Origin of the sequence: Sphingobium sp. LSP13-1-1.1, from assembly GCF_040676415.1 — a bacterium.
GTDB lineage: Bacteria > Pseudomonadota > Alphaproteobacteria > Sphingomonadales > Sphingomonadaceae > Sphingobium.
Window position 1 is genome coordinate 16,909 of the sequence record NZ_JBEGHU010000011.1, and the last position, 19,361, is coordinate 36,269.

General features: G+C 63.5%; 15 protein-coding genes. 5 read left to right on the forward strand and 10 right to left on the reverse strand.

Annotated elements, in window-relative coordinates; translation table 11 throughout:
* Positions 1–103: 103 nt before the first annotated feature.
* A complete protein-coding gene (locus MRBLSP13_RS07375; protein ID WP_133651613.1) occupies positions 104–1,033 on the forward strand; it encodes a LysR family transcriptional regulator in 930 nt (309 codons plus the stop codon).
* A gap of 47 nt (positions 1,034–1,080) precedes the next feature.
* Here the strand turns inward: MRBLSP13_RS07375 and MRBLSP13_RS07380 are convergent, their stop codons facing one another.
* The 8 genes from MRBLSP13_RS07380 to MRBLSP13_RS07415 form a co-directional block, all read right to left on the reverse strand.
* Positions 1,081–1,776: a YoaK family protein gene (locus MRBLSP13_RS07380; RefSeq protein WP_363753743.1), complete on the reverse strand. Its 696-nt coding sequence runs from the start codon at positions 1,774–1,776 to the stop codon at positions 1,081–1,083.
* Between the two features lie 99 nt (positions 1,777–1,875).
* Complete coding sequence (locus MRBLSP13_RS07385) at positions 1,876–3,237, reverse strand: alginate export family protein (RefSeq protein ID WP_363753746.1); 1,362 nt, start codon at positions 3,235–3,237, stop codon at positions 1,876–1,878.
* Positions 3,230–3,658 carry a DoxX family protein gene (locus tag MRBLSP13_RS07390; RefSeq protein ID WP_363753749.1) on the reverse strand — a complete coding sequence of 143 codons (429 nt, stop codon included), beginning with the start codon at positions 3,656–3,658 and terminating at the stop codon, positions 3,230–3,232. The genes MRBLSP13_RS07385 and MRBLSP13_RS07390 overlap by 8 nt, the downstream gene beginning before the upstream one ends.
* Positions 3,655–4,563 (reverse strand): VOC family protein, encoded by a 909-nt coding sequence (locus MRBLSP13_RS07395; protein WP_363753752.1) that lies wholly within the window; start codon positions 4,561–4,563, stop codon positions 3,655–3,657. The genes MRBLSP13_RS07390 and MRBLSP13_RS07395 overlap by 4 nt, the downstream gene beginning before the upstream one ends.
* 159 nt (positions 4,564–4,722) lie before the next feature.
* Entirely contained in the window at positions 4,723–6,651 is a 1,929-nt protein-coding gene (locus tag MRBLSP13_RS07400) for an amidohydrolase (RefSeq protein ID WP_363753755.1), read from the reverse strand.
* Entirely contained in the window at positions 6,648–6,896 is a 249-nt protein-coding gene (locus tag MRBLSP13_RS07405; protein WP_363753758.1) for a XapX domain-containing protein, read from the reverse strand. The genes MRBLSP13_RS07400 and MRBLSP13_RS07405 overlap by 4 nt, the downstream gene beginning before the upstream one ends.
* A 24-nt stretch (positions 6,897–6,920) precedes the next feature.
* A complete protein-coding gene (locus tag MRBLSP13_RS07410; protein WP_133651620.1) occupies positions 6,921–7,760 on the reverse strand; it encodes an alpha/beta fold hydrolase in 840 nt (279 codons plus the stop codon).
* 88 nt (positions 7,761–7,848) lie between these two features.
* Positions 7,849–8,508: an isochorismatase family protein gene (locus tag MRBLSP13_RS07415; RefSeq protein WP_363735612.1), complete on the reverse strand. Its 660-nt coding sequence runs from the start codon at positions 8,506–8,508 to the stop codon at positions 7,849–7,851.
* Between the two features lie 265 nt (positions 8,509–8,773).
* On the opposite strand from MRBLSP13_RS07415, the gene MRBLSP13_RS07420 reads away from it, so the two are divergent.
* The 4 genes from MRBLSP13_RS07420 to MRBLSP13_RS07435 all read left to right on the forward strand — a co-directional run bounded on the left by MRBLSP13_RS07420 (position 8,774) and on the right by MRBLSP13_RS07435 (position 15,111).
* Positions 8,774–10,543 (forward strand): tetratricopeptide repeat-containing sulfotransferase family protein, encoded by a 1,770-nt coding sequence (locus MRBLSP13_RS07420; RefSeq protein WP_363753780.1) that lies wholly within the window; start codon positions 8,774–8,776, stop codon positions 10,541–10,543.
* 131 nt (positions 10,544–10,674) lie between these two features.
* Positions 10,675–13,083: a TonB-dependent receptor gene (locus MRBLSP13_RS07425; protein ID WP_363735613.1), complete on the forward strand. Its 2,409-nt coding sequence runs from the start codon at positions 10,675–10,677 to the stop codon at positions 13,081–13,083.
* 97 nt (positions 13,084–13,180) lie between these two features.
* Entirely contained in the window at positions 13,181–13,744 is a 564-nt protein-coding gene (locus MRBLSP13_RS07430; protein WP_363735614.1) for a MarR family winged helix-turn-helix transcriptional regulator, read from the forward strand.
* A 179-nt stretch (positions 13,745–13,923) separates the two neighbouring features.
* A complete protein-coding gene (locus MRBLSP13_RS07435) occupies positions 13,924–15,111 on the forward strand; it encodes a cytochrome P450 (RefSeq protein WP_363753760.1) in 1,188 nt (395 codons plus the stop codon).
* Positions 15,112–15,203: 92 nt separating this feature from the next.
* Here the strand turns inward: MRBLSP13_RS07435 and MRBLSP13_RS07440 are convergent, their stop codons facing one another.
* Positions 15,204–16,046 carry an AraC family transcriptional regulator gene (locus tag MRBLSP13_RS07440; RefSeq protein WP_363753763.1) on the reverse strand — a complete coding sequence of 281 codons (843 nt, stop codon included), beginning with the start codon at positions 16,044–16,046 and terminating at the stop codon, positions 15,204–15,206.
* A 79-nt stretch (positions 16,047–16,125) separates the two neighbouring features.
* A complete protein-coding gene (locus MRBLSP13_RS07445) occupies positions 16,126–19,359 on the reverse strand; it encodes a molybdopterin-dependent oxidoreductase (RefSeq protein ID WP_363753766.1) in 3,234 nt (1,077 codons plus the stop codon).
* Between the last annotated feature and the right edge of the window lie 2 nt (positions 19,360–19,361).

Below are 19,361 nucleotides of genomic sequence, written 5' to 3' on the forward strand. Positions count from 1 at the left end.
TCCGTTGGACGGCCTCGAACCGTCGATGGAGGCCTGTTTTGCCTTGCGAACCCTTCGGCCTGCATGGATAAATGCCGGCCTATTCGTTCGAGAAAGTGGAGCAATGAATACGCCCGGCACGCCGACCTTCGACCAACTCCGCATCTTCCTGAGTATCGTCGACACGGGAAGCTTTGCGGCCGCCGCACGGAAGCTCAATCGTGCCGTGTCGGTGATCAGCTATGGCATCGCCAATCTGGAAGCGCAGCTCGGGCTGACATTGTTCGACCGGGAGGGCACGCGCAAGCCGCAACTGACGGTGGAGGGCCGTGCCCTGCTGGCCGAGGCTCGCAGCATATCGCATGGTTTTGATGGACTGCGCGCGAAGGTAAAAGGCCTGCTCGACGGGTTGGAGGCGGAGGTTGACCTGGCCGTGGATGTCATGGTGCCGTCAGAACGCCTTGGCAAAATCCTCCGCAATTTCGCGGTCGAGTTTCCGACGGTGCAACTGCGCCTGCATGTCGAGGCTCTGGGCGCGATCACGGCCATGGTGCTGGATCGCGGCGCCGCAATCGGGATCTCCGGGCCGTTGGCGGCGGGCGTGGAAGGCGTCGAGTGCATCGCGGCCGGATCGGTTCCGATGGTACCGGTTGCGGCGCCCGACCATCCGCTTGGCCGCATGGAGCGGATACCCCCAGGCGCTGGGCGGGAGCATACCCAATTGGTGCTGACGGACCGTTCCCGGTTCACGGAGGGGCAGGATTATTCAGTCACGAGTCCCAAGACATGGCGCCTCGCGGATCTGGGCGCCAAACATGCGCTGCTGCGTGAAGGGATCGGGTGGGGCAACATGCCACTGTCGATGATCGAACCGGACCTTCTCGCCGGCACGCTGGTGCGGCTTGCCATGCCCGATCATGTCGGCGGAACATATCGCTTTGCGGGCGTGTGGCGTCGAGATGCTCCGCCGGGACCGGCGGCCTCCTGGCTGCTCGACCAGTTCGTCGCTCTGGGCGCGGACGACATGGAACTAGAGGGGATGGGCGATATCTGATCACACCGAAGCGCGGCCTGACGCTGGGCCGAGCGCGTGTTAGCGGATCAGAGTGGCCTGGCGGCGGCGGGGTGAAGCATGCAGGCGATCGTGCCTGCGAAGATCAGCGTGCCGGCAAGAATGAGCGGGGCAACCAGTCCGCCATGGGTGACGAGATAGGCACCGATGGCGGCGCCAAGGAAGATCGCCGCCACACTGCCGATGCGCCGTGCCCAGTTCGGATTGGTTCCGCCAGCAAGGCCGGAATCAGCCGCCAGGCCGGTGATAGTGAGCGTGAGGACGGTCGTGGTGAGGTCCGGCACCTTGAGCTGACGGATGGTCGCATTGCGAAAGCCCATGGCGAGCCCGGTCAGCGCGATGATGATGTTGACGCTGGAGCCGGGGGACTGTGTCGCCACGTCGAAGCCGATGGCGACAGCGGCTGCAATCCAGAGCAGCGCGGCCTCGATGGAGGCGGCGATGAACAGCCACCGGCGAAGGGGCGAGCCCATATGGTGTTTGCCCACGCGTCCGGCGATCAGGGCGCCGACCATGAACGCTGCAATGGCGAAGACATAGGGGGCAACCCTGAACCCTGGCGTGCCGCTCGCGGCGAAGCCGAGGAAGACGATGTTGCCTGTCATGTTCGCCGTGAAGACCTTGCCAAGGCCGAGCACCGATATGGCGTCGACGAGCCCCGTCGTCACGGAGAGGAGCAGCAGCAGCCAGGGCAAAGGCAATGTGGCGGTTTTGTCGGCGGTCATGACTGTCTCCCTTGGATGTCCATGGCTGCGTCTACCGGCAACCGCGCTGTTGATGCAGTCGAATAAGATAGATGCCGTCGTTCGATAAAATGGAAAAGATCAGAACCGGAAATTGCTTTCCAGGCCAAGCATCCTGATCGTCCTGTCGGGACCGGTTTCGCGGATGAAATCCCCCGGCGCAAAGGCCGACAGGGATGCCGACAATTCCCACTCAGCCGTTGCCTGCCATGCGATCGTCGCTTCGGCTTCCTTGCCGATAAATCGCGCCGCGCTCCCGTTTGCGGGGCGGATCAGCTTGCCGGGAATGTCGTAGACGCCATCCGCAATGCTGTACCGCCAATAGGCCGTCGCGGCGAGGCTGAACGAAACGCCGCCGCCCAATGTGCCGCTGACGCGGGGATTGACGTTGATGATATTGGTCGGTCCGACTGGCGAAAGCTCGCCGAAATATTTGCCCTTGGGAAACAGCGCGTTGAAGGTGCCGATCTTGCCGTCATGGGCTTTGCCATCGCCGCTGACGACATTGACGCGCAGGGTGGCGTCCGGCGCGGTGGGGAGCGTTGGAAAACTGTGCCCGATCTCAGTGCCGAGCGTCCAGGCGGCGATCCGCTGCCCCTCGAAATGGCCGAATTGCGCCACACCCTCGATATTCCAGTGCCAGTCGCCCCGCACCCCATGGGAGCGCAGACCGATGCTGTGGCGAACTTCGCTCCCCTCCAGCCCACCAAAGCGTGCAAGCCGGTTTCGATAGCCGAGATAGTAGATGTCCAGTTCAGGCAGGGTCGCATAGGCGCCCCACAACGCCTTGTTCCGGGAGGTCGCGTCGTCGAAGCTGCCGGGACCGGGCTGGACGGGCCGCATGGTCAGAAGGCTGATCTTGGCGCGCCCGATCGTCACGTCTGCGCGTGCACCATCGAAGGAGAGCGGCACGTTGGGGCCATATCGCGTCCCGACCAACCGCTCCGTGCCGAGCGACAGCATCTGGCGCCCGGCGCGCAGCCTGACCGGGCCGAGATCGAGTTCGCCAAATCCCTGAAGCAGATCGGCCCGCGTCTGATCGATCGGGCTGGCGGATGGCGAGACGCCGACGGCGTAGGCGAGGATCGGCTGAACGAAGGCGCGCGCCTTGCCCAGATGCAGATCGGCATAGGGCAATGCGCGCAGCCATAGATACTGGTCGTCAGGGGAGCTCGTCCCGCCCCAGAGATTGTCGTGATAATCCTCGCTGCGGGCGCGCAATTCGATGCCGGTCGTGACCCAGCTGTCCTGGCCCAACGGGATATATTTGAACGGACCGCTCCAGTGATGCGCGCGCTTCTCCGCATCGGCGAGGTCGGACCAGTCCTCATCATAGCGCGTGATGCTGAGCGTGGGTGCCTGCCATGCTTCGCGTTGCTGGGCGCTGGCGGGCGCCACGGTGGCTCCCGCCAGCAGCCCCGCCGCGATGATCAACCTAAGCACGGCGTCGGTCCCGCTCGGCGACAAGTGCAACGAGGACGAAGCCGCCGATCAGGCCGATATGTTCGAAGAACGCATTGGTCGCCATGAAGCGTTCCTGACCCGGGGGCATCGCCCAGAAGGCGTTGGCGGTGAAGGCGGCCAGCAGCGTGAAGACGCCCAGCATGCCTGCGCCCAGCCAGATGAAGCGCCCGGTCAGGATCAGGATCGGCCCCGCAATCTCTACGCCAATGGTCAGCGCTGCCCAGAAAGCAGGCGGGCTCATGCCGAAATGCGCCTGTTCGGCGACGGCGGACGGCCAATCGGTCGCTTTGACGATGCCGCCCAGAAGATAGGCCCCGACCAGCGCCAGACGGGCCAGGAACCATGTGGGGGGCCAATCGAGGATGGCATCGACGAAGCGGGGTTCCTGCACGCCGATCATGGCTTCACCGGCGCGTGGATCTCGGCAATATAACCGCCGGGGAAGCGGACGATCGCGGCCTGGCGGTCACCCTCGCCATGCGCGGGAACGAGCGTTTCGACACCAGCCGCCGTCGCCCTGGCAAGGGTCGCGGGCAGATCGCCGACCTCATAACCTGTCATGTCGCGGCCATAGGGCCAGGGAAGCTGCCCGTCCGATATGATCACGCTCATCTTGCCATAGCCCGACGTCATGCGGATGCGGCGATAGCTCTTGCCCGGCTGGCCGATCTCCGCGCCCGGCGCCGTCTTGTCGTCGGAGGTCACCGTCGCATGGGCAAAGCCGCGCCACTGCTTCACGAACTGGTCTGCGGCATCGGCGGTCAGGTAGATGCGGTTTTCCGGCACGGTGGCGAGGGCGGGATAGCTTGGCCTGGTCGTGTGCCAGTAGAGCTGCATGTTCACGCCGCCCGCCCACTGCACCACGACGTCGCGGCCGATGGGGTCGGGAAAGCTGGTGATGAGGCGCGTCGCGCCATGCCGCATCGCGGAGGCGACCGCGGCATCCAGGTCGGTCACGAGATAGCCGGTACGCTCGGCGCCGAACGGCGCGGGGATCGGAGTGAGGAAGCCGAAGACGGAAACCGTGCCGGCCGGTGTCAGTGCGAGCTGCGACTTCGTCTTGCTGTCGGTCGGCGTGACCTGAAAGACGCCCTGTTTGCTCGTCGTGCCGCCGAAGGTGGCGGTGAAGCTGGTGACGAAGCGGTCGAAATCCTCCGGCGCGACATAAACATGGGTGGTGTCATATTGCGGACCGACGGCGAAGTCGGTGGTGGATTGCGGTGAGGGTGCCGTGGTTTGTCCAGGCGCGGCGACAGGGCTGATGGCGACCAGGGCGGTTGCCACCATGAGGGCGATGCGGGTCATATCAGTATCTCCGTAGAGTGTTGTTCGGCGTGCGATGAGGTCGCGAAGACTGTCTACGCACTCGTTGATATCCGAACTATCCGAATAAAATCGGACATCGTGTTCCAGAATATCGAAAAAAAATGGCGCCCCTCTGGTCGGGGAGGGGCGCTGTTGCAATCAGACGGCCCAGCAGCCGCAGCCCATGACGCCCCAAAAGCTCTGGACGTCCGAGGCCGGTACGTTCGCGCCCAGTGCCGCGGCATGATCATGGCCATGAACGTTGCAGGACGAGGCGCAGCCGCAGGCCGACGCCATCGTCCTGGCGCTTTCATCCCGCCGCCAGTGGCCGCCGAATGTCGCGACCGGCGACCAGTCAGGCATGGCCTTTGGCGCTTGCGGCGCGAGCGGGCCGAAGGTGCCTTCGCCATAGACGATCCTGCCGCCCAGCACGGTGAGCACCGAACGGAGATGCGCAATCTCGCTTTCCGGTACGCTGAAATAATCGTCGGAAAGCAGGGCCAGATCGGCCAGTTGGCCCGCCTTGATCTGCCCCTTCTTGCCGACCTCGTTCGAGAACCATGTGTTCTTCTCGGTCCAGAGGCGCAGCGCCGTCTCGCGGTCGAGCCGGTTGCGGGTCGGATAGAGCGCCAGGCCGCCCACGGTTTTCGAGGTCACCAGCCAGCTGAGCGACACCCAGGGATTGTAGCTGGCGACGCGGGTGGCATCGGTGCCCGCACCCACGGGCAGGCCGGCATCCATCATCCGTTTGATCGGAGGCGTCGCCTCGGCGGCCTTGGCGCCGTAGCGCTCGACGAAATATTCGCCCTGGAACGCCATGCGGTGCTGCACCGCGATGCCGCCGCCCAGCGCGGCGATCCGGTCGATGTTGCGATCGCTGATCGTTTCGGCATGGTCGAAGAACCAGTTGAGGCCCTTCAGGGGAATGTCGCGGTTCACCTTCTCGAACACGTCGAGCGCGCGGGAGATGGTCTGGTCATAAGTGGCGTGGAGACGCCAGGGCCAGCGGCGCTCGGCAAGCAGGCGGATGACGGGTTCGAGATCGCCTTCCATCTCCGGCGGCATGTCGGGACGGGCGACGCGGAAGTCCTCGAAGTCGGCGGCCGAATAGACCAGCATCTCGCCCGCGCCATTGTGGCGGTAGCTGTCGTCGCCATCGCCCGGCTTGATCTGCGTCGACCAGGTCGCGAAATCCTTGAGCTCCTCCTTCGGCTTTTGCGTGAAGAGGTTGTAGGCGATGCGCAGGGTCAGATCGCCATCCTCGTGCAGCTTTTCGATCACTTCATAATCGTCGGGATAATTTTGCGATCCGCCGCCCGCATCGATCACGCTGGTGACGCCCAGCGAGTTCAGCTCGCGCATGAAATGCTTCGTCGAATTGAGCTGATAGTCCTGCGGCAGCTTCGGCCCCTTCGCCAGCGTCGAATAGAGGATGGTGGCATTGGGCTGGGCGAGCAGCAGCCCCGTGGGGTTGCCCTGCGCATCGCGGACGATCTCGCCGCCCGGTGGATTGGGCGTGTCCTTCGTATAGCCGACCGCCCGCAGCGCAGCCGCGTTGAGCAGGGCGCGGTCGTAGAGGTGGAGGATGAAGACGGGCGTGTCCGGCGCGGCGGCGTTGATCTCCGCGATGGTGGGCAGGCGCTTTTCCGCGAACTGATGTTCGGTAAAGCCCCCCACCACGCGTACCCACTGCGGCGGCGGCGTATTTTCTGCCTGCTTCTTCAGCATGGCCATGGCGTCGGCGAGCGTGGGCACGCCTTCCCAGCGCAATTCCATATTATAGTTCAGCCCGCCGCGGATGACGTGGATGTGGCTGTCGATGAGGCCGGGGATGAGGCGCCGGCCGCCGGCGTCGATGACGCGGGCATTGGGTGCGGCAGCGGCGCGGACTTCCTGTTCCGTACCGACAGCGAGAAATTTCCCGCCCCGGATCGCCACTGCCTCCGCCTGAGGGTTCTCGCGGTCAAGGGTCGTGACCTTGGCGTTGGTAAGGATGAGGTCGGTCTGGGTCATGGCGAAGCTTTCCGTGACAAGGGGAAGGGCGGTCGCGGCTGCGGCGCCGGCGAGCAACTGGCGGCGGTTCATCATGCGTCGCGCTTTCCGTGCATGGGAAGTTCGCCCAGCACATGATGGACGCAGTCCTGTCGCACGAAGCGGGTCAGTTCGGGAAGGCTGGCCATGCGCCTGGCGACCGGGAGCAGCTGTTCACCCAGCAGGATTCCCGTCAGCCCCACGAGCGCAATGACCGGCGGCGCCGGAGAACGGACGCCCATGAGGCTGTAGACGATCCCGACGATCAGGCCGGCGCCCAGGGAGAGGATATAGGCTTTCATGTCGGTTCTCCGGCGTTGGCTGGGTCAGGCCTGGATGAAGGCGAGGATGTCGGCGTTCAGCACGTCGGCGTTCACCGTCAGCATGCCGTGCGAAAAGCCTTCATAGATTTTGAGCGTGGCGTCTGGCAGGATTTCAGCCTGGAGCAGGCCGGCGTTCCTGTAGGGCACGACCTGGTCGTCGTCTCCATGCAGCACCAGCGTGGGCACGCTGATCGCCTTCAGGTCATCGGTCTGGTCGGTTTCGGAAAAGGCCTTGATGCCCTGATAATGGGCGAGCGCGCTGCCCATCATGCCCTGGCGCCACCAATTGTCGATGACGGCGGGCTTCACGTCCGCGCCCTCACGGTTGAAGCCGTAAAAGGGCCCCGAGGCGACGTCGCGGAAGAATTGCGAGCGGTTGGCGGCAAGGCCGGCGCGCAGGCCATCGAAAACATCCATGGGAAGGCCACCGGGATAGCGATCGGTCTTCAGCATGATCGGGGGGACAGCGCTCACCAGCACCGCCTTGGCGACGCGGCCCTGCGGAATGCCGAAGCGGGCGACATAGGCCGCGACTTCGCCGCCGCCGGTCGAGTGACCGATGTGGATGGCGTTGCGCAGGTCGAGATGCTCGGCAACCGCAGCAGCGTCTGCGGCATAATGGTCCATGTCATGTCCGAAATCGACCTGAGCCGAACGGCCATGGCCGCGGCGGTCATGGGCAACGACGCGATAGCCCTTCGACAGGAAGAACAGCATCTGCGCGTCCCAGTCATCGGATGAGAGTGGCCAACCGTGATGGAACATGATGGGCTGAGCGTCCTTGCTGCCCCAGTCCTTGTAGAAGATTTGCGTGCCGTCGGCCGTGGTGATGAAGCTGGTCATGGCGGGTTCCTTTATACGGTAAGGGTAGCGGGATGGCGGCCGAACGCGGGGAAGGGGGGATGTGCCCGGCCGCCGGGAGGCCGGGGCCTTAGTGGGCGCCCTCGGAAGCGTTGAACATGGTCTTGGCGTAGGTGATGCCCAGGCCATAGGCGCCGCCCCACTTCTTCGCGAAGCCGGTCGTCATGTCGTAGGTTTCCGTCCGGGCCCAGTCGCGCTGCAGCTCGAGAAGATATTGGAGGGAGGTCATCGGCTTGGCGCCCAGCTGGATCATCCGCTCGACGGCGCGCTCATGCGCCTCTTCGGAGATGTCACCGCAGGCGTCGGAGATGAAGTAGACGTCGAAGCCCTGATCGATCGCCGAGGCGACGGGGCCGACAATGCAGACCGAGGTCCACAGCCCTGCAAAGATGATGCGCTCCTTGCCGATCCGGTTGACCTCGTCGATGACGGCGGCATCTTCCCAACTGTTCATCGAAGTGCGGTCGAGCAGCGGCTGGTTCGGGAAAGCGTCGGTGATCTCGCTGAACATCGGGCCGGAGAAGCTGTCGACGGCAACCGTGGTCAGGATTGTCGAGACGTTGAAGCCGGCGGCTGCATTCGCGACCAGGGCGGCGTTGTTGCGCAGCAGTTCGGTCGGGATCGACTTGGTGGCAAAAGCCATCTGCGACTGAAAATCAATCATGACAAGGGTGTGGTCGCTGGGGTTGATCAGGGATTTTCCGGGGGTCGGGGTCGCTTTGATGGTCATGTCGGTCTCCAATCGAAATTTCCTACACTCGGGTCGTTCCAGTGTGATTGGAGGTTTAGCGGGAGAGATTTCTGCTGCGTATCCTGATAAAATATGCCCCAGCGTTCGATTTATTCGAATGATGGAATTCCGGACGCGGCCGATTCTGTTGATCTTCCGGTTCTTGTGGATCGGCAACGAGGGTGGCCCTGCTTGCCAGAACAGCTTGTCGGCCAATTCACTAGCTGCTTGCTAAGTCGCGGCCGGCTTGACATTTCTATATGCGATGCGGGGCGAAACCTATCATGCTGTGCGGCGATTGCTGGCGCAGGACGCTGTACAGGCGTTGGCGCGCTGCGGGGAATTGCTGAAGGACGATCCCCAGGATGCCGAGGCGCACCGCCTGGCCGCTCGCGCCCTGCGTGCGCTGAAGCGGGACGGCGAGGCTGAACGGCACGAACTTGCGGCGATCGACGCCGCTGCGGCTGACGATGCGTTGCAGCAGGCGGCGATCGCCCTGCTGGACAACCGGCTGCATCTGGCCGAACCGATCCTGCGCGGGCGGCTCAAGGACAATCCGTTCGATGTTGCGGCGATCCGCATGCTGGCGGAACTGGCCGGCCGGATCGGGCGCAACGCCGATGCGGAAAATCTGCTGCGCCGCGCGCTGGAACTGGCTCCCGGCTTCACCGCCGCCCGCGTCAATCTGGCGACGGCCCTGCACCGCCAGAACAAGACGGCGGAGGCGCTGGCGGAACTGGACCGGCTGCAGGATGCGCTGCAGGGCCGGGTCAATCCCGCTTATGCCAATCTGCGCGCGGCGGTGCTGGGACGGCTGGGTGATTTCGATGAAGCCATCGCGCTCTACGAGGATATGGTGCGCCGGGTTCCAGGCCAGCCGAAAATCTGGATGAGCTATGGCCATGCGCTCAAGACGGTGGGGCGCACGGCGGACAGCGTTGCCGCCTATCGCCGCGCCACGGCACTGCGACCGGCCTTTGGCGAAGCCTGGTGGAGCATAGCCAATCTGAAAACGGAGCCATTTGATGCGGCCGACCTGGCCGCCATGGAAGGCGCGCTGCATGATGCGCAGGCCAGCGTCGAGGATCGCTTCCACCTGCATTTCGCGTTGGGCAAGGCGTTGAGCGACCGAAGCGAAGCCGAAAATGCCTTCACCCATTATGCGGAGGCAAACAGGCTGCGCCGTACCGCCCAGCCTTATGAGGCGGCGCGCACCAGCCGGATGGTCGATGCGGTGATCGGCCTGTCGACGCCGGATTTCTTTGCCGAGCGGCGGGACATGGGCTGTCCGGCGCCCGATCCGATCTTCATCATCGGGCTGCCCCGCACCGGCTCCACGCTGATCGAACAGATCCTCTCCAGTCACAGTCAGGTGGAAGGGACGATGGAGCTGCCCGATTTGCCGGCCCTTGTCGCGGAGCTGCGGCAGGAGGGCGACTGGCCGACCATGATGGGCGACCTCAACCCCGCACGCCTGCGCGCGCTGGGGGAGGCCTATATGGAGCGCACCCGCATCCAGCGACGCGAAGGGCTTCCCTATTTCATCGACAAGCTGCCCAATAACTGGCTGCATGTCGGCCTGATCCAGTTGATCCTGCCCCATGCGCGGATCATCGATGCGCGTCGCCATCCGCTCGACTGCGGTTATTCCAATTTCCGCCAACATTTCGCGCGGGGACAGGCATTCAGCTATGATCTTGGCGATATCGGCCAATATTATGCCGATTATGTCCGGCTGATGGCGCATTTCGACATGGTGCTGCCCGGACGCATCCATCGTGTCGTCCATGAGCAGCTGCTGGACGATCCGGAAGGGGAAGTCCGCGCGCTGCTCGCCGCGCTGGGCCTGCCGTTCGAGGAGGCGTGCCTGCGCTTCCATGAGAACCGCCGCGCCGTGCGGACCGCGAGCAGCGAGCAGGTGCGCCGGCCGATCAATCGCGATGGAGAGGGCCAGTGGCGCGCCGTCGAAGCGCGGCTCCAACCGCTGGTCGCGGCGCTTGGTCCGGTGCTGGACAGCTATCCCGATGCGCCCTGATCGTGGCTTTCGGGTAACAATCGACTGAAAAAGCGCATGATTGCCGGAGCGCAATGATTTTTCGTTGCGCCCGCCCGACAGATGATGACAGTTTCGCTCCAGAAACTCGTGCACCTGTGGGGAGGTAGCCGATGTCAAAATATGTTCGGTTGATCGAATTTTCGTCTGCGCTTCTGGCCACGACGGCCATCGCATTTCCAGCATGGGCACAGGAAAGCGCGCAGGGGGCGGGTGCGGACAGCGATGTGATCGTCGTCACCGCCCAGCGCCGCGAAGAGCGATTGCAGGACGTGCCGATCAGCATCAACGCGCTGGGGCAGGCCAAGCTGGAACAGGCCAATGCCAAGGCGCTGGACGATTATGCCAAGCTGTTGCCCAGCGTGTCCATCCAGTCCTTCGGCCCCAGCCAGGCGCAGGTCTTCTTCCGCGGCGTGGCGACGGGCTCTGGCGGGCCGCCGCTGCATATCGGGCCGCTGCCGACCAGCAGCACTTATGTCGATGAAATCCCCGTCACGACGATCGGTGGCATGGTCGACGTCCATCTCTACGACATTTCGCGGATCGAGGCGCTGGCCGGGCCGCAGGGCACGCTGTTCGGCGCAAGCTCGCTGTCGGGGACGCTGCGCATCATCACCAACCGCCCCGAACTGGGCAAGACGACCGGCAGCATCGACCTGCAGGTCAACAAGTTCGGCAAGGGCGATTTCGGCGGATCGGCGGAAGGCTATATCAACCTGCCGGTCAGCGACAATGCCGCGTTGCGCGTCGTCGGCTTCTATGACCGGACCGGCGGCTATATCGACAATATTCCCGGCACGCGCACCTTCACGTTGGACGATAACGACCCGGCGACGAATCTCACCGTCAACAACAGCAAACTCGTCAAAAACGATTATAACGACGTCGAAACCTATGGTGGCCGCGCCGCGCTGCGCGTCGACCTTGACGACAACTGGACGGTCACGCCGCAATTTCTCTATCAGAGCCAGATCGCCCATGGCGGCTTCTTCTATGATCCCAGAAAGGGCTATCTGAAGGTCACCGATTATCTGCCCAGCCGCAACAAGGATCGCTGGTGGCAGGCGGCGCTGACCATCCAGGGCAAGCTCAGCGATTGGGATGTCACCTATTCGGGCGGCTATTTCGAGCGCAAGGTCGATAATATCGCCGACTATTCCTATTATTCGGTGGCGTACGACAGTTACACCTATGTCGACGACAATGGCGTGACACAGCCGGGTTTTGCCACCTATTTCCCCGACGGCAATGGCGGTTTCCTCGACCCGACGCAAACCGCGCACCAAAATGACAAATATACCAAGTTCACCCAGGAATTGCGGGTCAACTCGCCCACAGACATGCCCTTCCGCCTGGCCACGGGCATGTTCATGCAGGTCCAGACGGACAAGATCCGCGCCGACTATCAGACCGTGGGCATCAGCCAGATTCCGACGCCGATCTGGCTGACCCCCTTTCCCAATAGCGACACCGTGTTCCTGACCCGCGTCAAGCGCAAGGATCGCGACTATGCGATGTTCGCGCAGGGCGAATATGACATCCTGCCTCACGTCACGCTGATCGCAGGCGTGCGCGGCTATATCGCGGACAACACGATCTACGGTTTTTCCGGGACCAACAGCGCCGGCAACACCGATCCCGCCTTTTGCCTGCCCACGAACATCCCGGACGTGCCCTGCGCCAACGTTCACAAGAAACAGGTCGAGAACGGCGTCATCTGGCGCGGCGGCATCAAATGGCAGGTTAGCCCCGATGTCATGCTTTACGGCACCGTGTCGCGCGGCTACCGGCCCGGCGGCAACAACCGGCGACCGGGGGTCAATCCGTTCAAGTCGGACAAGCTCGACAATTTCGAACTGGGCTGGAAAACCCATTTCGGGCGGATTTATTTCAACGGCGCCGCCTTCTACCAGAAATGGCGTGACCTTCAGTTCGGGCTGGTGCCGGTGGGGCAGAATGGCGTCACCAACACCTATAATGCGGGTAATGCGCGCATCTATGGCGTGGAGGGCGACCTGTCCGCGCGCTGGGGCGGCCTGACCCTGTCGACCAGCGCCACCTATGTCGATGCGCAACTGACCAGCGATTTTTGCCAGGTCGACCCCGTCACCAAGAATATCATTTGCGTCCCCGGCACGCCGCCGGCGGCCGCCAAGGGCACGCGTTTGCCGATCATGCCCCGTTTCAAGGGATCGGCAACCGCGCGTTATGAATGGCCGCTGGGGTCGATGACAGCCTTCGTGCAGGGATCTGTGTCCCATCAGGGCGGCACGCGCACCTTCCTGACCGATGCGGATTATGCGGCGGTGGGTCCGACCAGGCCCTTCACCACGGCGGATTTTTCGATCGGCACCCATTGGGACCATATGCGGATCGAGGCCTTCATCCAGAATGCCTTCTCCAGCCATGGCGCGCTTGGCAAGAACACCATCTGCGCGACGGAGATTTGCGGCTTCTCTGCACGGACCTATCCCACCAAGCCACAATTTTTCGGGCTGAAATTCGGATATGATTTCGATTAGAGCGCCGGGGTTCAGAGGGGTGTAGTGATCTCGTCAGTTCCGTCTGGTGAATGAATGGGCGCGTGCGTTCCGCCCATCGGATTGATTATGATCCCGAATGGATCAGAACTATTCCGGACCAGCGATGATGAATGATACACCTGCCAAGGCCGTCGAAGCGGGCACGGAGTTCTACGGCAATCTGCTTCCTCACATCGATGCGCGCATGATCGCACCGATGTGGCACATCTTCACGCTTGGCCATATCGTGGCGACGGATCTGGACCGTATTGCGCGGCGGTTTGAACTGAGCATCGCAGATATTCACTTGCTTGGGACGGTCCGCATCGACCAGGCGCAGCCGTTGCGCGCGATCGATCTCGCGCGTGTCCTCAATGTGTCGCAGGCCACCTTGTCCGCCCGGATCGAACGGCTCGTCCGTGCAGGGCTCCTCACAAAGTCTCGGCTGTCAGACGACAAGCGGGCCTTCGCGCTCCGCCTGACCGAGACGGGAGAGCGCATTGCGGACATGTCCGTCGACACCTTCTTGCGGGATGCCAAACTCGTACACGCGCTTTCGCGGCTTTCTGCGGATGATCTTGGCGCCTTCACCCGTATCATCGGCAGGCTGCACCATGAACTCGACCGGATAATTACACCCGGAATGCCTGAAACTACTTAACCCCTTTACATAATGCTACTCTTACAAGCCATCGCACGCTGGTAGAGGCCCATGTGCCGCGCTTCGAACAGCCAGTCATTTGGCCGAAGAGTTGCTGCGGGAAGCGCGCCGCCGAGCCGGAGCCAGTTGCAAGCAGGAAGGCAAGTATGAACTCAACCGTAGCGCTCCCGCAGGAGCAGGTGCCAGCCGACCGGATCGTGGACGTGGACATGCTGGCTGTGCCGGGTGGCGCCCAGGACGCGCAAAAGGCCTGGCGGGCGCTTGGCAGCAAATATGGGCTAATCTGGACGCCGCGGCAAAAGGGTCACTGGATCGCGACGAACGGAGCGGTGGTTGAGCAGATTTACCGTTCGCCCGATCTGTTTTCCAGCAGCGTGCCGAACCTGCCGCCGGAACCGCTTCCGTTCAAGTTCCGACCGTTGCAACTGGATGGTCACGAACACCGCGTTTTTCGCGCCATCATTGATCCGGCGCTCAGGCCGGCAGCGGTGCAAAGCTACGCCGTGCGCGCGCGGAAACTTGCCATCGACCTGATAGAGGGGTTTTGGCCGACCGGCGAATGCGAGTTCGTGGCCGATTTCGCGCTGGTCATGCCGCTGTCAGTCTTCCTGTGGATGGTGGATTTGCCCATGGAGGACCGGGCCATGCTCCAGCGCTGGGTGCATGCCGCCACGCGCGGCAAGACCCGACAGGCAATCGAAGAAGCCAATATCAGCATGTTCGGTTATGTGTCTCAGCGCCTGGCAGAACGCAGGGCGAAGCCGGGCGACGACATCTTATCTCAGGTGATACGGGCGGAGGTGGATGGCCGTCCACTTTCCGAGGAGGAGCAACTCGGCACCAGCGTGCTGCTTATGGCCGCGGGGTTGGATACAGTGGCGGCCATGATGTCCTTCGTGATGCACTATCTCGCGCGGCACCCCGCAGTTCGGCGCTGGATCGTGGAAAACCCCAGCCAGGTGTCGGTTGCGACAGAAGAGTTGATGCGCAGGCACGGAGTGGCCAACAACACCCGTACCGCCACTCAGGATGTCGAGATCGATGGAGTCATGGTCCACAAGGGCGAGCATGTTCTGCTTCCCAATTGTGTTCACGGGCTGGATGAAAACCTCTTTCCCAATCCGGAGGAGATCGATTTTACCCGCAAGCCTGGGCTGACGGGTACGTTCGGTTTTGGCCCCCATCGCTGCGCCGGGGCCAATCTGGCTCGGATGGAAATGCGTATTCTCCTTCAGGAATGGCTGTCGCGCATTCCTGACTTCGAGGTGGATTCCAAATATCCTGTCATTCATCAGACCGCGCAAGTGAACGGCATCGAAATGCTGCCACTAAGGTGGGAGACGGGATCGGGTCGTCGCTCGCGCTGATTTCGCGTACATTGGCCCTTCCTCTCGGGAGTCGGGTCTCCGCCCACGCCGGGGTGGGTTAACTGCTCACATGAAATCGCGACGAAATCCGTCTACGGACGCCGCACCCCACCAAGCCTTGCGCCGGCATAATTGCCTGGCGTGTGCCCCGTGTTCTTCTTGAACATGGCGATGAACGCGCTCGGACTGTCATATCCGAGCTGAAACGCGATGGTGGCGACTGGCGTGCCCGCCTCCAGCGCGCGAACCGCGAGATCCACGTGCAGTTCCTGTCGCCAGGCTGAGAAGGACTTGCCGACTTCCTTCTGGAACAGGCGGCTCAGCGTTCGGTGGCTCGCGCCCACTTGCTTGCCCCATTGCTCTATCGTCAGGCGGCGTTCCGGCTCGGCGAGCAATGCATTGACGAGGCGCAACAATCGGGGGTCTCGCGGAAGGGGCGAGGCGTTTGCGGGTGAACGAGAGGATGCAAGCTCATCGACAAGCACCCCGGCCATGCGGGCTTGCTTGCCTTCGTCTCCTTCATCTTGCGAAGGGCCACCGCTGAACCGCAGAAGCAGTTCCCGCACCAGGGGGTTGATCTGAAACAATTCGGTCCTGTCCGGCAGGTCCGATGACAGGTCAGGATCCAGATACACGCACCCGAATCGCGCGAGCACGCCGGCACGCACGCAGTGCGCGACTCCGCTGGGTATCCAGGTTACGGATCCGGGCGGGACGACCAGATTGCCGGCGTCGGACTCGATCTCCACAAAGCCTGACACCGTATAAAGCAGTTGCGCTTTCGCATGACTGTGCGAGCGGTCGGCGCGGGATTCGTCGGTCCTGACCTGAAATCCCAAAACCGGCCTGGCAATGGTGTCAGGGTAATGCAGATCAAAAGAGTTCGACGTCACGCCATTTCTCCGGGTGCCCGCTCCGTTGCTCCTTCCCTGCAACTTGTTGAGCGACTGCTCACCCAGATTAGGCTTGCACATCATTATTGTCGAGCGCGGTGAGACGCCAATGGCTTCGCGCTCAGGCGTCCAGCGTGATGTCTCCGATCGGAATGGCGCAGCAGGTCAGGCAGTTGCCCTCCTCGACCTCGCGCGCATGGCTGACCGTGCCGGCGATCAAACGAAGAGCGCAGCTTTCGCATTCGCCTGCGCGGCATCCCGCAGCCAGCCGGAAACCCGCCGATTCCGCGGCCGCCAGGATCGAAGGCTGGTCCGGTTGCCAGACGAAGCTCTCGCCGGACGTGGCCAGGGTCACGATGGCCGGCGCGAGGCCAGTCGTGACTGGGGTATGGGCTGTGAAGTGCTCCTGCTGGATCGACTGCGCGTCGACACCTCGTTCGAGCAGGATCTCCCGCGCCGCGCCCATGAAGGGTTCCGAGCCGCATAGGAACGCCCGCGTGCCTGGGGCAACCCCATCGAGCAATGCGGCGAGATTTCGTCCCGAATCCACTTGCCGATAGGCAAAGTTCGGGATGTCGAGAGATCGAAGTTCAGGATCGAAAGCCCTGTCGCGGGTGGCGTAGACCAGCGTGACGGAAGGGGGTGGGTGGCCCACTCCGCCAGCCAGGGCGCGCAAATAGCCGAGAAACGGCGTTATCCCGATTCCACCCGCCAGGAGCAGTACGGGCCGGGTGGCTTCCAGCGGCAGGCGGAACCGCCCCGACGGGACGGTCAACTGCACTTTTTCGCCTTCGCGCATGTTCGCGAATATGTGGTCGGAAAGGCCGCCCGCCCCGGAACGCCGGATTGCCACGGCCAGCGACGTTGCACTTTGCCGCCCCGGCGAGACCAGAGAATAATGGCGTTCGAGTTCGACGCCCGGAATCGAGAAGGCGACATGCTGACCTGGGATGAAGGTCGGCACCCAGTCGCCATGCTCTGGCTCCATCACCAGTTCCACGATGTCGCCCGGATGGTCGCGCCGCGTGACGACGCGGAAATCGCGCTTGCCGTTCCAGTTGCCGCGCGAGCGTTCCTCGTCGCGTTCGACACGGCACGCTATGCGCCGCAATTCGACCGCGCCGCTGACGGGATCATCGTCGCCGTTGCGCAAAATGCTGTTGAGGTTCGTTCCACTGGTCAGCCGGTCACCGGCATCGGCCTGCTGCCACCAGCCATGTTCGCCCACCAGCACGCCGTCAGCCAGGGTGTCGTCCACCCGCACCTTCATGCTGACGCTGCCGGTGGCGATCACTATCCTTGCCCAGTCGCCGGGCACCAGCGATGCTGCATCTGCCGTCGCTGGCGACATGGCGAGTTCGGGCGCGGGCGCGCGCCTGGCCAGCGAGGGAACATAGCGCAGCGAGGATTGGGTATAGACCCCCCGCTTGGCGGTGGTCAGCAGGAGCGGGAAGGCGGGATCGGCCGGCGGCTGCGTCCACAGCGGAATTGCTGGTTCACCGACATTTGCCAGAAGGCTGGAATGGAATTCGACACGGCGGGATGGCGTGTTGAAACCCTTGACCCGGCCGTCCGCGGCAACGGCGGCGTAGCTCCGGTCGACTTGAGCTACCGGAAGGGTCAGGCCACCCGGATTCTGTTTGAGCGTCGCGAGATCAAGCCCGCTCGGCGCCAGTCGCATCTCCCAGGCTTCATCTATCGAACCGTGCCAGAGCGGATCGGCGAACTGCATTCGCTGCGCGATCTCCCGCAATATGGCATAGTCGGGCCGCTGGTCGCCGGTCGGCTCCACCATGGCCGGGCGATACTGCACGTGCAGCGCGCTTTCGGCGTCCAGTTCGAACCCCGGCCGGAGCGAAGCATGTTCCCACGGCAAGGTCACCGGGAGCAGATAGTCCGCACTGTCCGCCATCGGGGTCATGCGCACGTCGCAATGGACCCGGAAGTTGAGGCTGGCGAGCGCGGCTGCGGCGCGCGCCCAATCGGGATAGGACGCCGCGGGATTGGTTCCCAGACTGAACAGCCCGCGCGGGCGATAGGGAATCCCCGTCTCGATCGCCTCGATCGCGTCGCGCGTCACGACATAGCCGAACCGTGGAGGCCCCAGCGGAATCCGCTCGGTGCCCAGCGGATCGGCGCGCGACGCCGCGGCGAAGGGGCGGAGCGGCGGCCCAGGGAACCAGCGGTTGCTGCCCGCGCGATCGACATCGCCGCGCAGGGCGAACAGGCAGGAGATCGCCCGGACCGTCTGGCTCGAAGCGGCGCTTTGCGACAGGCCCGACCAATGCGCCAGCGCTATGCGCGCATCGCTTGAGAGCAGATCATTGAAGCGGGAAATGGCTGCTTCAGACAATCCCGTGGCTTCGGCGGTGGCGGGCAAGGTCCACGGCTGGGCGCACTGCCGCAGCAACTCCAGCGCGCTGTCGCATTCCATGCCTGCAACCGTGCCGCTGAAGAAGAGTTCGGGCGCCAGGTCCGGCGCCGGCGGCTGGTTGGTGTCCACGACGATTGGCCCGGCCTTGGTCATCGCCAGAAATCCATCGGCATCGATGCCGATGTCCCGGGGAACGACTTTCCGGCCAGTGGCGCGATTCACGAGCAGCGCCGCGTCGGTCCAATCTCTCGCAAAGTCCTTGTCGAAAGTTCCGCTGGCCAGCAGGTGACGGATGCCCCCCAATGCCAGGGCGCCGTCGCTTCCGGGCCTTAGTCCGAGCCAGAGATCGGCGTCGGTGCCGCTGCCCTGCTTTTGCGGGTCGATGACGACCAGCGGCACGCCGGCGGGGCGCGCGCTGATCTGCGACGATGCCGCGAGCCAGGTCCGCGCGGGATTATGGCCCCACAGGACGATCGCGTCCGCATGGAGATAGTCCGGAGTTCCCAGCGAGCCGCCCGTCGTCAGCGTCGTACCGAAGTCCTTCTGGAAATTGCAGATCTCCATCGCCGCGACGAAATTCGCCGATCCGTAGGCGCGTACGAAGCCCTCTATCCATTCGAACGAATCGCCGATTGCCGTGCCGCTTGGCGTCGTGCTGGTGAACAGCATGGCGTTCGGCCCATGCGTATCGCGTATCTCCGACAATCGTCGCGCGATATCCGCCAGCGCCTCGTCCCAGGATACGGGCTCCCATCCGGGATCCGGGTCGCCCTTGGGCCGCGTGCGGCGCAGGGGTCGGGTCAGCCTGCCACGGTCGGCCAGGATTTCGGGCGCGGCGCGACCCTTGGCGCACAAGGCGCCGCCGGTCGGATGCTCCGGATCGGGCAGTACTTCCTTGAGCAGCCCATCCCGGGTGACGAAAATGGCGCCGCAGCGGGACCGGCAAAGCGTACAAAATCCACGATGGCGCATTTCGGCCATGG